This is a genomic window from Rhodococcus sp. P4_E4, from assembly GCF_056401575.1.
The window spans coordinates 240,767-255,311 of the sequence record NZ_JBFUJB010000011.1 but is presented as its reverse complement, the minus strand read 5'-3'; the positions used below and the strand labels follow the sequence as shown (position 1 = coordinate 255,311).

General features: G+C 62.7%; 13 protein-coding genes. 6 read left to right on the top strand and 7 right to left on the bottom strand.

The window, feature by feature from the left end:
- Positions 1–150 precede the first annotated feature (150 nt).
- The 5 genes from AC1DVN_RS14655 (at position 151) to AC1DVN_RS14635 (ending at position 6,354) form a co-directional block, all read left to right on the top strand.
- On the top strand, positions 151–1,614 hold the full coding sequence (locus AC1DVN_RS14655) for an MFS transporter (protein ID WP_176450530.1): 1,464 nt from the start codon (positions 151–153) through the stop codon (positions 1,612–1,614).
- Positions 1,615–1,748: 134 nt separating this feature from the next.
- Entirely contained in the window at positions 1,749–2,879 is a 1,131-nt protein-coding gene (locus AC1DVN_RS14650; protein WP_477993963.1) for a thiolase family protein, read from the top strand.
- A gap of 54 nt (positions 2,880–2,933) precedes the next feature.
- On the top strand, positions 2,934–3,698 hold the full coding sequence (locus AC1DVN_RS14645; RefSeq protein ID WP_007729494.1) for an SDR family NAD(P)-dependent oxidoreductase: 765 nt from the start codon (positions 2,934–2,936) through the stop codon (positions 3,696–3,698).
- Positions 3,699–3,739: 41 nt separating this feature from the next.
- The gene (locus AC1DVN_RS14640) at positions 3,740–5,395 is read left to right on the top strand and encodes a class I adenylate-forming enzyme family protein (RefSeq protein WP_050654636.1); all 1,656 of its coding nucleotides are present in this window, start codon (positions 3,740–3,742) and stop codon (positions 5,393–5,395) included.
- Between the two features lie 53 nt (positions 5,396–5,448).
- Positions 5,449–6,354 (top strand): NAD(P)H-dependent flavin oxidoreductase, encoded by a 906-nt coding sequence (locus AC1DVN_RS14635; protein ID WP_153211945.1) that lies wholly within the window; start codon positions 5,449–5,451, stop codon positions 6,352–6,354.
- Here the strand turns inward: AC1DVN_RS14635 and AC1DVN_RS14630 are convergent.
- The 6 genes from AC1DVN_RS14630 to AC1DVN_RS14605 are packed head-to-tail and all read right to left on the bottom strand — an operon-like array spanning position 6,351 to position 12,409.
- Positions 6,351–7,262, bottom strand: coding sequence for a LysR family transcriptional regulator (locus tag AC1DVN_RS14630; RefSeq protein WP_021331933.1), 912 nt, complete (start codon positions 7,260–7,262; stop codon positions 6,351–6,353). The genes AC1DVN_RS14635 and AC1DVN_RS14630 overlap by 4 nt on opposite strands.
- A 3-nt stretch (positions 7,263–7,265) precedes the next feature.
- A complete protein-coding gene (locus AC1DVN_RS14625) occupies positions 7,266–8,168 on the bottom strand; it encodes a LysR family transcriptional regulator (RefSeq protein WP_019745405.1) in 903 nt (300 codons plus the stop codon).
- A gap of 30 nt (positions 8,169–8,198) precedes the next feature.
- Entirely contained in the window at positions 8,199–9,011 is an 813-nt protein-coding gene (locus AC1DVN_RS14620; protein WP_047888317.1) for an enoyl-CoA hydratase/isomerase family protein, read from the bottom strand.
- On the bottom strand, positions 9,008–9,769 hold the full coding sequence (locus AC1DVN_RS14615) for a crotonase/enoyl-CoA hydratase family protein (RefSeq protein WP_020909221.1): 762 nt from the start codon (positions 9,767–9,769) through the stop codon (positions 9,008–9,010). Before AC1DVN_RS14615 ends, AC1DVN_RS14620 begins: the two co-directional genes overlap by 4 nt.
- Before the next feature lie 37 nt (positions 9,770–9,806).
- Positions 9,807–10,853, bottom strand: a complete 1,047-nt coding sequence (locus AC1DVN_RS14610; RefSeq protein WP_003940131.1) for an MBL fold metallo-hydrolase — start codon at positions 10,851–10,853, stop codon at positions 9,807–9,809.
- Positions 10,850–12,409 (bottom strand): long-chain-fatty-acid--CoA ligase, encoded by a 1,560-nt coding sequence (locus AC1DVN_RS14605; RefSeq protein ID WP_046379331.1) that lies wholly within the window; start codon positions 12,407–12,409, stop codon positions 10,850–10,852. The genes AC1DVN_RS14610 and AC1DVN_RS14605 overlap by 4 nt, the downstream gene beginning before the upstream one ends.
- 187 nt (positions 12,410–12,596) lie before the next feature.
- Between AC1DVN_RS14605 and AC1DVN_RS14600 the strand changes: the two genes are divergently transcribed.
- Entirely contained in the window at positions 12,597–13,541 is a 945-nt protein-coding gene (locus AC1DVN_RS14600) for a LysR family transcriptional regulator (protein WP_021345613.1), read from the top strand.
- On the opposite strand, the gene AC1DVN_RS14595 is transcribed toward AC1DVN_RS14600, so the two are convergent.
- Positions 13,475–14,365: a LysR family transcriptional regulator gene (locus AC1DVN_RS14595; RefSeq protein WP_020970870.1), complete on the bottom strand. Its 891-nt coding sequence runs from the start codon at positions 14,363–14,365 to the stop codon at positions 13,475–13,477. The two genes, AC1DVN_RS14600 and AC1DVN_RS14595, sit on opposite strands and share 67 nt — an antisense overlap.
- Positions 14,366–14,545: the final 180 nt, after the last annotated feature.

Here is a 14,545-nt window from a genome sequence, read left to right as displayed (position 1 = left end):
CCTTGCCTCAACGTTCCGTATTCGATCCAACACTCATCGGCTATGCGTCCGATAGGGCGTACCAATATGGCCTGACCTGCGATACATAGGCAACCGCTATCGTTCCGATCATCGACGCGACATTGCTCAAAGTGATCCAGAACACGTTGAATGGGTCAGCCGGCAAACACAACACCACCGATCGCTTCGAGGCCGCGCTTCGAGCACGATCGCATCCGCCCACCAGTCTCGAAGGGACGCCACGTGACCCCCATCGCGCCACAGCGTAACGACGTCCAGCCCGAAGCAACAGCAACGCCAGATTCGTCAGCAGTCCCCGTCTTCGGTACCCGCAAGCGTGCGTGGACGATGACCGGGCTCGTCGTCTTCCTCTACATCGTCAACTACGCGGACAAAGCAGTCCTCGGAATCATCGCTCAGCCCCTCGCTCGCGAGCTCGGACTGAAGTCTTCGCAAATCGGCATGGTCGGCTCGCTGTTCTTCCTGATGTTCTGCATCGGCGGATTTCTCGCCGGACCGCTCAACAAGTACCTGACCCTACGTTGGGCTCTGTTGATCCTGGCCGCAATCTGGTCCGTGGTCATGCTCCCCCTCGTTCTCGGTGCCAGCCTCGCGATGTTGATCGTCTCGCGCATGCTCCTCGGATTTGCCGAAGGCCCCAGCTCGGCGCTGATGCACACCGCCGCGTACTCGTGGCACCCGCCGGCCAAGCGCGGCCTTCCCGGTGCAATGCTCGCCGGATCCGCCTCCGTCGCGAAGATCGCCCTCGCGCCCGTACTGACCTTCATCGCCGTTCACTACGGCTGGCGCGCAGCGGTTCTCTCGCTCTCTGTCCTCGGACTCGTGTGGATGGGTTGCTGGCTGGCCGGTTGGTCCGAAGGCCCGTACACGAGCAAGGCCGTCAAGGCGACCAAGACTGCAGATACAGAAGCAACCGAGGCGACCGGGACGGCAACGAAGGCAGTCACCGAGCCCAACGTTCCGTGGCGCAAGATCCTGCTCTCCCGCACCTTCGTCAGCTGCTGCTTCCTCATCGCCACCATCTACGCACTGACCACCGTCGTTCTCACCTGGTTGCCGTCGTACTTCGAGGTCGGCCTCGGATACAGTGCGATGCAAGCCGGTTCGATGTTCGCACTGCCCTCGATCGTCGGCCTCGTCCTCATGATCACCTCCGGTTCCGTCACGGACAAGTTGATCGGCCGCGGCTTCACCTCTCGCACGGTTCGCGTCATCGTTCCCTGCGTCGGCGTTCTGATCTGCGGATCGATTCTCCTGTTCCTGCCACAGATCTCCACTCCCATCGTCGCTGTCGCCATGGTCTCGATCGGCTACGGATTCTCGGCAATCACCTTCCCGCTCATCAACGCTGCGATCTCCGAACTGTGCCCGCCGCAGCAGACTGCAGGCACCATGGGATTCTTCCTCGCCATCATGTCGATCGGCGGCCTGATTGCTCCCTACGCAACGGGAGTCATCGTGGACAACGCAGCAACCCCGGCCGACGGTTACGCCCAGTCCTTCCAGGCAATCGGCATCATCGGAGTCGTCGCCGCGGTTCTGGTCCTCGTCTTCGCCAATCCCGAGCGCGATCGCAAGCTCATCCGCGGCTGAATGCTCCACGTATAGCCATTCGCTAACAAAGCCATTCACCGAAAGACATTGCCGGGTCGACCCGCTCGTGATCGACTCGAGGCACGCCCCGACCGCACAATCGCAACACCGGGCACGAACAGCAGGAGAGATACATGCGAGATGCCGTCATCGTCGACGCAGTACGTACACCGATCGGCCGTCGAGGACGCGCCCTCTCGGAGATCCATCCGGCCGAACTGTCCGCACATGTACTGCGTGCACTCGCTGAACGGACCGGACTCGACGCGGCCACGGTCGACGACGTGATCTGGGGATGCGTCAGTCAGGTCGGCGAACAGGCCGGAAGCATCGCCCGCACAGCGGCACTCGCCGCCGGCTGGCCCGACAGCGTTCCCGGCGTCACATTGACCCGGGCCTGCGGATCGAGCCAGCAGGCAGTTTCCTTTGCTGCGGCCACCGTCATCGCCGGTCAGAACGACGTGGTCGTAGCCGGAGGCGTCGAATCGATGTCGCGAGTTCCGATGGGAACCGCCAGCAAGAACGGTGAGCATTTCCCGCCTTCGGTACTCGAACGCTACGGTGTGGACAGTTTCAGCCAGGGGACCGGCGCCGAGATGATGGCCCGGAAATGGGCACTCACCCGAACGGCTCTGGACGAATATTCCCTCCGCTCACACGAGCTCGCGGCCAGCGCCACCGATGCTGGAGCATTCACCGGGCAGATCACTCCGATCGCCGGGTTGTCCCAGGACGAAGGCATTCGGCGAGGTGGAAGTCTGGAGTCGCTCGCGAAGTTGCCCCCGGCCTTCGACGCCGACGGTGTCATCCACGCCGGCAACTCTTCTCAGATCTCCGACGGGGCGGGCGCCACACTCGTCACGACCAGCGAGTACGCCCGGGCACGCGGTTGGAAGCCGCTCGTTCGTATTCACACCGCAGTGGTCGCAGCCGACGACCCGGTCATCATGCTCACCGGTCCGATTGCCGCCACCGCAAAGGCACTGGATCGCTCCGGATTGTCCATCGACGACATCGGCGCCTTCGAGATCAACGAGGCATTCGCCCCCGTCCCGCTCGCCTGGCAGGCTGAAACCGGCGCAGCCATCGATCGTGTGAATCCGCTCGGCGGCGCTATCGCGGTCGGCCACCCACTCGGCGGATCAGGTGCGATCTTGATGACTCGCCTGGCACATCACATGCGCGACAACGGAATTCGATACGGTCTCCAGTCGATGTGTGAGGCCGGCGGCATGGCCAATGCGACCATTCTCGAATTGATCTGACCCGACAACGCTTTCGGGCCGACACGTCATCCAGCAGGAAAGAAGAATTGATTCATGAAACTCGAGGGACTTTCCACCGCGATCACCGGCGGCGCTTCAGGTCTCGGCCTGGCAACCGCTCGACGGCTGCTCGACGCCGGAGCGCAGGTCACGTTGATCGATCTGCCTTCGTCCGACGGTAAGCAGGTGGCGGCCGATCTCGGAGCTGCCGCGCAATTCGCCCCGGCCGACGTCACCGACAGCGAACAATTCGCCGAAGCACTCGACGCGGCGCACGAGCGCGGCGGCCTTCGCGGCGTCGTCCACTGCGCGGGTGCCGGGCGTCGCATGCGCATTCTCGACAAGGACGGAAAAGCCGGATCGGTCGAAGATTTCGAGTTCGTCGTCAAACTGAATCTTGTCGGTTCGTTCAACGCACTCCGTCTCGGCGCCGAGCGGATGGCAGAACTCGATGCCGTGGATGGTGAGCGAGGAGCCATCATCATGACGGCGTCGGTCGCAGCATTCGAAGGTCAGATCGGTCAGATCAACTACACGGCGTCCAAAGCCGGCATCGTCGGTATGACGGTCACCGCTGCCCGCGATCTCGCCAGCCGCGGAATCCGCGTCAACACCATTGCTCCCGGCATCATGGACACTCCCCTGCTGGCGCGCCTGCGCGAAGATGTGCGCACGGCCCTCGAAGCCTCGGTTCCCAACCCCTCACGGCTGGGTCGCCCGGACGAGTTCGGCCAGCTGGCCGTCTCGATGCTCGAGAACGGCTATCTCAACGGCGAAACCATCAGACTCGACGGCGCTATCCGAATGGCTCCCCGGTGACGGGCATCAGCGTGATCGCCAATCCACAACTGCGCCACAACATGCACTACCCGGACACCACCATGGCCTACTGGGCACCCAGCATGGCGGCGCTCTACGGTGATCGCCTCGCCGTCGTGGACGGCGAGCGCACGTGCACGTTCCGCGAACTCGGTCAGCGCAGTGCACAATTCGCCGGCGCACTGCGGCAGGCCGGGGTCGGCGTCGGCGATGTCGTGTTGCTACACCTCGGCAACTGCGTCGAGTTCCTCCAGGCCTACTACGGCTGCCTGCAGGCCGGGGCGACCGTTACATTGGTCAATCCGCTGCAGCCAGAACTTGGACTGCGCAAGCAGATCGAGGAGACGTCCGCCGTTGCTGCGGTCACTCAGAGTTCGCAGCTGCACACACTGCTCGCGGCCTCTTCAGGAACCTCCGTACGTACGATCGTGATGGTCCAGGACACCGAGGGTGCGCTCGACACACCGGAGTCGGTCGTCGCGTTCGACGCCTTCATCGCCGATCTACCCACCGAATTCACCCCTGCCTCCGTCCGAAGCGACGACATCGCACACATCGCGTTCACCGGCGGAACCACCGGAGTATCCAAAGGTGTTCGTGTTCTTCACCGCAACGTCGTCGGCAACATCACGCAGATGTGTGGGTGGAGAACCGGGCACGAGTTGGAGGCAGGTCCGGACGGTCTCGTCACGCCTCGACGCATCGACGGCCTCGACGTGCTCGGTCCGACGCCGGGAACAGGGGCGACCATCGTGGTCTCACCTCTCTTCCACGCACATTCGTTGCTCAACACGTCGTTCCTGTTGATTTCCGGTCTCACCCAGGTATTTGCCGGTCGGTTCGAACCCGGCCGGATGCTCGAGCTGATCGAAAAGCACGAGGCCACCTATCTCACCGGGTCTCCTGCCATGTGGCATGCACTGTCGGTTCATCCCGACGCTACGGTGCGCAACACCGACAGCGTGTGCGTCGTATCTTCGGGCGCTGCCCCGATCGACAGCGTCACGCTCGCCGCACTCCGCCGGGCATTTCCCAAAGCGCTCGTCGTCGAGGGGTACGGGCTGACCGAGGCCACCTGTGTGGTCACGGCAGCTCCGCTGATCAACGGCTCGGAATACCGGCAGAGCAGCGTCGGCCTCCCGATTTTCGACACCGAAATCCAGATTCGCGATCAGCTGGACCGGAAGACCGTTCTGGGCGAGAACGAACGCGGCGAACTGTGGGTGCGTGGGCCTCAGGTCACCGACGGCTATCTCGGACACCCGGAAACCACCGCAGAACAGTTCGTCGACGGCTGGTTGGACACGGGTGACATCGCGTACCTGGACTCGGACGGATACCTCTTCATCTGTGACCGGGCGAAGGACATGCTCATCTACAAGGGGTACAACGTCTATCCGCGTGAACTCGAAGAGATTCTGGTTTCGCACCCGGCGATCTCGACTGCCGCGGTTGTCGGCCGTGAAGTGGGGAGCAACGGCCAGGAGCCCGTAGCCTTCGTGGTGATGATTCCGGGCGCCGAGTTCGACGCCGAGCAGATCAAGGCGTTTGTCGCCGAGCAGGTGCTGCCGTACAAGAAGATTCGCGAGGTCGTCGAGGTAGAACTCCTTCCGACATCGGCTGCCGGTAAGGTCCTCAAGACCGACCTCCGCTCGAGACTTCTCGAATCCGTCGATCAGAAAGGCGGTTCCAGGTGACGACCTTCGCAGACCTGACGTCGCAATTGCGTGTCCCTGTTCTCGCTTCACCGATGTTCATCATCTCGACTCCTGACCTCGTCATCGCGCAGTGCACCGCTGGGATCATCGGGTCCTTCCCGGCACTGAATGCTCGTCCGCAGTCGGCACTTCGGGATTGGCTCAAACTGATCACCGTGGCTCGTGAGGAACATGATCGTGAGCACCCGGAGAATCCGTCGGCGCCATTTGCCGTCAACCTCATCGTCCACCGGTCCAACAACCGCCTGGAAGAGGACCTGGCGACCATCGCCGAGTTCGAGGTTCCGATCGTCATCACGTCCCTCGGCGCTCGCACCGACATCAACGACGCCGTCCACGCATACGGTGGAATCGTTCTTCACGACGTCATCGACAATCGCTTTGCACGCAAGGCGATCGAGAAGGGCGCCGACGGACTGATCGCGGTAGCTGCCGGGGCCGGTGGTCATGCCGGTAGGCAGTCGCCGTTTGCCCTGATTCGGGAAATTCGTGAGTGGTTCGCCGGTCCACTGCTGTTGTCAGGTGCCATCGCTCATGGTGATTCGATTCTCGCTGCGCTCGCGGCCGGAGCCGATTTGGCATACGTCGGATCAGCTTTCATCGCAACCGAAGAGGCTAACGCGGATCCTGCGTACAAGGAGATGATCGTGGGTTCAGGGGCCTCCGACATCGTCTACTCCAACCTGTTCACCGGAGTACACGGAAACTACCTGCGGGGCAGCATCGTTGCCGCCGGCTTGGATCCCGACAACCTAGCCGAATCCGATCCTTCCGCAATGAGTTTCGCGACAACCGACACCGATACCAAGGCGTGGCGTGACATCTGGGGCGCCGGACAGGGCATCGGAGCGATCGACGCCGTACTTCCGACGCATGCAGTAGTAGAGCGTCTCGCCGCCGAGTACGCTGCCGCTCGAGAACGCATCTGCCGACTCTAGTGCTGTGACCGGTGTTCGTCGGACAGGGATTCGTCGGACAGGTACTCGTGGATCAGGTTCACGAATACCTGTCCCACCGGCGACAACGTCGAGGGGTCGAAGGCGAGACCGTACGCACGCAGGAATCTCGGCTCGCAGGCCCGTTCCACGACCTGACCAGGCATCGATTTCGCCACCGAGCGCTCGACCAACGAACCGCCGAGCCCGGCGATGACCATCGGGAGCCGCGACTCCCGTTGCTCGGTCACCACCGCGAGTTCCGTTCTGGTACCGGCCTTTCGGATCGAATCTTCGATCGCGTCACCCATCGCTGCCCCGCGAGGAACGAATACCATGGGAATGTCCGGCATTTCCGAGAGGCGTACCGGCCCCTCGGGTAGTTCGGTTCCCGCCGGGTAGACCAGGCGGTACTCCTGCTCCCCCAATTCGACGATCTCGAGCCCTTCGCCCGCTTCGAGAGGCAGATGAGCCACCGCGAATTCACAGTGGCCGTCCCTGATGAGACTTTCCAGATTGTCCTCACGCTCGAGTTCCGAGAATCTGACTCGTGCTTGCGGATACCGTCGACAGAACTCCGCAATCAGATCGACGATCGTCCCCGAGGTCAGTGCAGGGAAAGCCATGATGTCGAGGCGACCGACGATGGCGCCATCGGATGCCGTCAACTGTTCAGCCGCCGCAGCTACGTCTCGCAAAACCTGTCGACTCGGGCCGACCAGGCTGCGACCGGCCGCACTGAGCACCATGCCGCGCCCGATGCGATGGAAAAGCCGCACTCCCAGTTCACGTTCGAGCCCGCGCAACGCTTGTGACACGGTCGGCTGAGCAACTCCCAAAGCAGCTGCGGCGCCGTTGATCCCCTTGTTTTCGACAACCGCGAGGAAGTACTCCATCTGCCGGAACTCCACAGTTCACTCCTCTTCCTTGGACGGAACGGCGGAGGTGGCCATTTCCGCAGCCGTCGCGATGAATGCGGCGGCGGCCGGGGATTGCTCGCCCGAGCGATAGACGATGCCGACGTCGCGTGTCAGCGGCGGATCGAAGGAGAAGGCGCAGACGTCTGTCATCTGCTGCTGTGCAACCCTTCTCGGCACGACGGTGGCGCCGATCCCTCGACGCACGAGTTCCCACGTGGTCACAGGGTGGACACAGTCCACGACTACGTTCTCGGCGCCTTCGCTGAGTAGACCCCGGAACTGATTCGATTGATCACCGAGATCGACCACCAGCGGCAAACTGTGCAAGAGCGTTCGCGGAACCGGATCCGCCAACGGCGTTGCAAGCCGGCCGGACAACGACGCATGGGTGGCGAGTACCAACTCCTGGGCGGCAATCGGAGCCGTGACCAAACCTTCGTACCCGATACTCAGATCGGTGACGCCGACCTCGGCCGACCCTCGCCGTAACGCATTGTCGACCCCGGCCGGGCCGTACGTGTCGAGGACGCGCACGACGATCTTCGGAAAGTTGGCCCGGAATCGACGAACCAACTCGACCATCGGATCGATGGAGAACGCCGAGTACGAGACGACGTCCACCCGGCCGAACTCGAGTTCGCGAACGGCGGTCACTTTAGCCTTCGCGCGCTCGACGTCGGCAAGGATTCTCCTGGCCGCGAGATCGAAGGTGCGGCCCGCGTCGGTAAGAACCAACCGCCTACCGGTCCGATCGAACAGCGTGGCGCCGAGTCGACGCTCGAGCGTGCGAATTGCCTGTGACAGCGAGGGCTGCGAAATGTAGAGAGCCTGAGCGGCCTTCGTTATCCCACCGTGGTCGACAACAGCGACGAAGTAGGTAACGAAGTGCAGATCCACTCATCCATCATACGACCAGCGATCCGACGCTCACTCCAATCGAGTTAGCCCTGGTACGGCCCACTCTCCGGTGAAGACCGGCTCCCGCTTTTCCACGAAGGCACGAACCGCGTCGGTAGCATCCGTCGCAAAATTGACCGCTTGCGCCCTCGCCTCGTTGTCCAAGGCTTCCCGCAACGAGAGTGAGGTGTGACGTTCGAGCATGGCGGCAGACTGACTCAGTGCGGCTGGCGGACCGTCAGCGAGCCGCTGCGCAAGCTTCGACGTGTGTTCGTCCAGTTCACCCGGCTCGACCAGATAGGTCACCAGCCCGAGTTCGTAGGCTTCCTGTGCGTCGATCGTCTCGGCGAGCATCACCAGTCGCTTCGCTTGCTGGAGGCCGACCAGTCTCGGCAGGATCCACGAACCCCCGAAGTCGACAGACAACCCCCGTTTGGCGAAGATCTGGCTGAACTTCGCACCCTTGGCTGCCACGACGAAGTCGCAGAGCAACGCCATGTTCCATCCGGCTCCGACGGCAAACCCGTCGACCTTCGCCACCAGAGGCTTGGGAAACTCACCCAGTGCGATGGCCGTTGCGTTGATGACACGCATGCGATCGAGAGGGTGCGACGAGCCGCGTTTGTCCAGATCGGAGCCCGCACAGAAGGTCCCGTCCGCGCCGGTCAGGATCACAGAGCGAATCTGCGAATCCTCTTGAAGTTCGAGGACTGCTTCACGTAGTGCGATCCAGGCGTCGAGATCGAGAGCGTTGCGGCGGTGCGGCCGACAGAGAACAATCGTCGCGACAGCACCGTCACGTTCGATGCTTACGGCCGCGCGCTCGATCGTCTCGGCACTCATGAGCCACTCCACACGGGAGAGCGCTTCTCGGCAAACGCCGTTGCACCTTCCTTGGCGTCACGTGAGGTGAAGACCGGATCGATGAATTCGCGTTGCGCGACAAAGGCATCCGGATCGGTGTACTTGGCGGACATTGCCAGTACCTGCTTGGTCGCGCGAACAGCCAGTGGACCGTTTGCCGCTACTCGGGCCGCAAGCTCGCGTGCGACGGTCAGCGCCTGTCCAGGTTCGGCGAGCCGATTGACCAAGCCGTGATGATGCGCCACGGTGGCACTGAGCGGATCCCCGGTGATCGCGATTTCCATGGCCAACTGATACGGGAGGATCTTGGGCAGACGCAGAAGGCCACCGGCGGCCGCGGCAAGTCCCCGCTTCACCTCGGGCAAGCCGAATTTCGCGTCGGTGGACGCCACGATCAGATCGGCTGCCAACGCCAGTTCGCACCCGCCGGCGAGGGCCCACCCCTCGACGGCTGCGATCAGCGGCTTCGACGGCGGAGCCTCGGTCAGACCGGCAAAACCACGACCGGGCAGCGATGGCCGTTCCCCTCGCGCAAATCCCTTGAGATCCATACCAGCGCAGAAGGTTCCACCAGCTCCGGTCAGAATGCCGATGGTGAGATCGGCCCGTTCCTCGAACTCGTCGATGGCCGCAGCCAAGGCTTCGGCAAGTTCGAGATTGACCGCGTTCTTGGCCTCGGGACGATTGAGGGTGATGACGGCAACGCCCTCGGCGAAGTCGGTGAGCACGACGCTCATGTTCGGTTCCTACTTCCGTGATGAGATTCTTGAAAGGTCACTGCGCGCGAATGCTCCAGCGCACGGGTGTGCCGCCGGACGGTGTCACGATCTCCCGCTTGGCCAAAACAACGAGATGAGCATGGGTTTCGCGGACTGCCAAGCGAAGTAGTCGCGGCGACATCTGTTCGAACGGGCGAGACCAGGAGATCGTGCGTGAGAGTTCCCAGGCCGTGGATTCGGGCTCATCCTGAACCGCAGCCACGATCTCCGCCAATCGCTCCTCGTGGTGCCCCATCAATTGACGTGCACGATCGGCGATCCCACGGAATCGATATTCATGTGCCGGAAGCACTTCGCACTCGCCCAGTGTTGTCGTCGCCTCGAGCGAGAGAAGATAACGATGAAGCGGGTTCTCGAGTTCACCGGGAATCGTGGAGATGTTCGGGCTGATCCTCGGCAGCATGTGATCGCCGCTGAACAACAAGCCTCTGTCCTCTTCCACGAAGCAGAGATGTCCGGGAGTGTGCCCCGGTGTCCACTGAGCCCGGAGATTCCACCCGGGAAGATCGAGTGAATCACCATCTCCCAGAACAATGTCGATGGTTTCGTGCTCAGCGAACCGCACCAGGTCGACCCGAGACGCGTCGAGCACTTCGGCCGGTGCGCCGAGTTCGGACAATTGCAGGTTCCAGCCACTGATGTCGTCGCGGGTCTGCTCGGGACCGTGGTATCCGAGGAGCGTCGCGTCGGCCACGTGCATCGCAAGCGTTGCGCCGCTGACCTGCCGAAGACGCGGCGCCAGACCGAAGTGATCGGGATGCAGGTGCGTGATTGCCGCATAGCGCACTTCGGAAACGTGGTATCCGATCGATGCTATGCCGTCGACGAGAGCCTGCCACGACTGTTCGTGATCCCAACCGACGTCGATGAGGGCAAGTCCGTCGTCGAGCGCGAGTGCGTAGACGAGCACGTAACGCAAAGGGTTGTCCGGCATGGGAACAGGGATCGACCACAGTCCGTCCCGCACCTGTTCCACCGGTGGAAGGACTTTGTTCGCCCACGCCTCACGTTGTGCGACACCGACGTCTTCGGTCACGATCATGATGCTTCTCCGCTCGCGTTCAGCATGGTCCGCAGGCTCGACTTGAGCAGTTTCCCGCTCGCGTTGCGAGGCAAGGAGTCCACGAAATGGATCTGGCGAGGTTTCTTGTACGACGCCAACTTCGCTGTGCTGAACGCGATCAACTCGTCGACGCTCGGCACGTCGGCACCGTCGACCAGTTTGACCACCGCGGTGACGGATTCACCCCAGCGCTTGTCCGGAACCCCGACCACCGCGACCTCGGCAACCGAGGGGTGTTCGGCCAGAATGGATTCCACCTCGATCGGATAGACGTTCTCACCGCCGGTGATGATCATGTCCTTGAGGCGGTCGGTGACGAACAGATACCCCTCGTCGTCCAAATGGCCGGCGTCGCCTGTTCGGAGAAAGCCGTCCTGAGTGAACAGTTCCGCGGTCTCTCGGTCACGTCGCCAGTACCCGCGAGTGTTGTTTCTGCTGCGCGCAACGATCTCACCGGATTTGTTGGGCGGCAATACCTCACCAGTTGTGACGTCTCGAATGGAGATCTCGACGCCGATCATCGGTTTTCCCGCCGAGCGGAGCAACTCCGAACGCGGACCGCTCACATGATGGTCGAAGGCACGAAGGACGGATACCGAACCCGTTGTCTCGGTCATCCCGTATCGCTGGACGAATTTGCAGTTCAAGACAGTCATCGCATGAGCGAGGAGTGCCGGAGTGATCGGCGACGCCCCATAGGCGACCACCTCCAGGCTGGTCAGATCGAAACTGTCGAGAGTGGGCAGATCTACCAGCGTCTGAATGACGGCAGGCACCAGAAATGCGTGGGTGACGTGGTGAGTCGCGATGGCATCAGCGACCCGAGCCGGCGCCATGTCTCCGAGCAGCACCAATGGCACTCCGGCCGACAAGCACGTACTCATCCAGCCGGCGCCGGCGATGTGAAAGAGGGGAAGTGCGTCGAGTGCGACTGCATTCGAACCGAATTCGTAGACATCGAACCCCTCGGGCTCGTTGTACAGATTCCGGTGCGTGGCCACGACGCCCTTGGGCCGGCCGGTTGTCCCGGACGTGTACAGCTGCAGAACTGCTGCGTCCGGATCGTGCCCATGTCCGGGGTCGACGCCGTTCCCGGAGGCCACGAACTCCGCCCAGGTTCGCGAATCCGGCAGGCCCCCTGCAGCTCCCACGGTTATGACCTCGATCTCCGGCAACGCTGCGGACATCGCCGCCGCCCCCGCGGCGAACTCGTCATCGACGATCAAGACGTCGAGCTCCGCATCCTCGGCGATGTCGACGAGTTCGAGTGGGTTGAGCCGCCAGTTCAACGGGATGAACACAGCGCCTGCCTTCGCACACGCGATGAAGGTTTCCGCACCTTCGAGCCCCATCCGCAGTAGCGCACCGACGCGAGCACCGGCAGCGGTCACTTCTGCCAGCGCGCTCGCCAAGGTACTGGTCTCGCCATCCAGCTCAGCCCATGTCAAAGTTCGGTCGCCGCACGTGATCGCCGGATCGGACGGCCGTGTCGACGCCGAGTGGCGTATCCGGTTGGGTAGGTGAAGCTCGCTCACATCACGCTCCTGTGTTCCAGGTACTCACCGAGCACGAACCGCGGTCGGTGGTACTGGAACAGTCGATCATCGCTATGGCCTGCGCCACAAAGACGAGAAGGCGCACAGAGCCATAGCTGAGACCTATGTCTGCAGGTCGCAGCAAGTCACCGCCGCCAAGGTCCGGTCATCTGGGAGAATTTGCCAGATGCAGGCACCCGGGATGGACATACGCAGCGCGCAGTATCTCGTCGCCGTCGTCGATCACGGCAGCGTCACCGCCGCCGCGGACGTCCTGCGTATCTCGCAACCGTCACTCTCGCAGGCCGTACGCAACCTCGAACGAGCACTCGGAGCCACACTCTTCGAGCGCACCACTCGCGGTCTGGCTCCCACCACAGTCGGACTGGCAATTACCGATTCTGCACGTGCGCTGCTCGCCGACGTTGCTCGGGCCGAAGCCGCGGTGGCCGCAGTAACCGCTCTGCGCGCCGGCGAACTCGCCATAGCTGTTCAGTCCGATCTTGCCATCGACCCTGTCGCAGAGGTCGCCGGACGCCTCCATCTGACGGCGCCCGGAATTCGGTTCTCCACGAACGCCGTCCCGAACGCACAGGACGTGCGCGCGCTGGTCAGAGCGGGCACGTGTGAACTCGGGTTTCTCGAGACCCACCCGGGTACCGATGTCTCCGACGGGCTTCGAGAAATTGCCGTGAGTACCCAGGAAACGGTCTTGTCGATCCCCGTTCGCCTGGCCACAGACCTCCCCGATCCGGTTCCGCGCGCCGTGGTTGCGCGCCTGCCGATGGTGGTCGAGGCATCGACATTTCGGCGCGGGCATTCGATCGACGACGATCTGGAGCTCACCAACGTCGTCGTGGAAGTACCTGATCGCCTTGCCGTCCGGGAAATGGTCGGGCAAGGTGTAGGCGCCGCGCTGCTGCCCAGATCGATCGCCGAACAAGACTCCCCAGCATCTGAGGTTCGCTCGCTTTTCCCACCGATCACGCGGCAGACGATCTTGGTCTACCGCGACGGCCCGCTCTCGCCGGCCGGGTCTGCGTACATCGAGAACGTCTCCACACGTCACAAGCCGTCCACGAACAGCCTGCCCAACGGCGAGAGCGTCTCCGGATCGAACTCGATGCCGTAATTCAGTGAGATCGCCGGCTCCACCGGAAATATCTCCGCGCCGGACGCGACCGATCTCTCGGCCAACGAACGCTCCATGAATGCCATACCCAAACCCGCAAAGACGAACGCGCCGACGGTCTCCCGCTGCGCCAGTTCCGTCGACATCCGAGTCCGGGCCCCGGCGGCCTGCAGAGACGACTCGATGGCAAGCCGAGCCCGCGAGTGTTTGAGCACACCCACCACGGGGAGATCGGGCAAAGCCGTCAATGACACCGGCTCTCCCGCAGCGGGTTTCACACCATTCGGCCAGACGTCAGGATGAACCCCCGACGGCACTGCCAGCCAGTATTCGTTCACCCCGATCACTTTCGTGGACAGCGCCGACATGTCGGGTGGCCAATAGCTGAAGACCACCTCACATGCGCCGTCTGCCAACACCTGCTCAGACGTTGCACCCTGCGGCAGTTCACCGACCCGAACGGTCACAGCAGGCCACCGCTCACGAAAGTCCGCCACGATGCGTGCGATCGGACCTTCGAGACCATGTGCCGCGGAGCAGATGTCGAGCCGCCCACGAGGCTCGTCGGCCGTCCCGGTCGCGACATTGAATGCGGCCGCACTGCTGCGCATCATCTGCCGCGCCGGCCCTACCAACGCCCGACCTGCCGCCGTCAGAACCAAACCGCGACCGACACGGTGAAACAGTTCGACTCCGAGTTCACGCTCGAGACCACGAATACCCTGCGACAGCGACGGCTTGGTGACCGACAGATTCTGCGCAGCGGTCGACAGGGACTCCCCACCGGCAACGGCAAGGAAGTACTCGATCTGACGTAGGTCCACGCCATCGACTTTGCCATAAGCGCAGCCGACAGTACCGCCGGCAAGCGCGGACGGTGTTCATGCACGCTTCACTAGTCGGACATACAGGACACACCTTTTTCTACCCGGCGCCACCTAGCGTAATTGGTCCAGACCAATTACGGATGGGTCTGAACCACCGCGTCGAAGACAAGGAATCCT

Excerpts from the sequence above, each read along its gene's own strand:
- AC1DVN_RS14650 (WP_477993963.1), top strand. The coding sequence starts at position 1,749 with ATGCGAGATGCCGTCATCGTCGACGCAGTACGTACACCGATCGGCCGT.
- AC1DVN_RS14615 (WP_020909221.1), bottom strand. The coding sequence starts at position 9,769 with ATGAGCGTCGTGCTCACCGACTTCGCCGAGGGCGTTGCCGTCATCACC.
- AC1DVN_RS14655 (WP_176450530.1), top strand. The coding sequence starts at position 151 with ATGGGTCAGCCGGCAAACACAACACCACCGATCGCTTCGAGGCCGCGC.
- AC1DVN_RS14620 (WP_047888317.1), bottom strand. The coding sequence starts at position 9,011 with ATGAGTGCCGAGACGATCGAGCGCGCGGCCGTAAGCATCGAACGTGAC.
- AC1DVN_RS14640 (WP_050654636.1), top strand. The coding sequence starts at position 3,740 with ATGCACTACCCGGACACCACCATGGCCTACTGGGCACCCAGCATGGCG.
- AC1DVN_RS14610 (WP_003940131.1), bottom strand. The coding sequence starts at position 10,853 with ATGATCGTGACCGAAGACGTCGGTGTCGCACAACGTGAGGCGTGGGCG.
- AC1DVN_RS14645 (WP_007729494.1), top strand. The coding sequence starts at position 2,934 with ATGAAACTCGAGGGACTTTCCACCGCGATCACCGGCGGCGCTTCAGGT.
- AC1DVN_RS14635 (WP_153211945.1), top strand. The coding sequence starts at position 5,449 with ATGTTCATCATCTCGACTCCTGACCTCGTCATCGCGCAGTGCACCGCT.
- AC1DVN_RS14600 (WP_021345613.1), top strand. The coding sequence starts at position 12,597 with ATGCAGGCACCCGGGATGGACATACGCAGCGCGCAGTATCTCGTCGCC.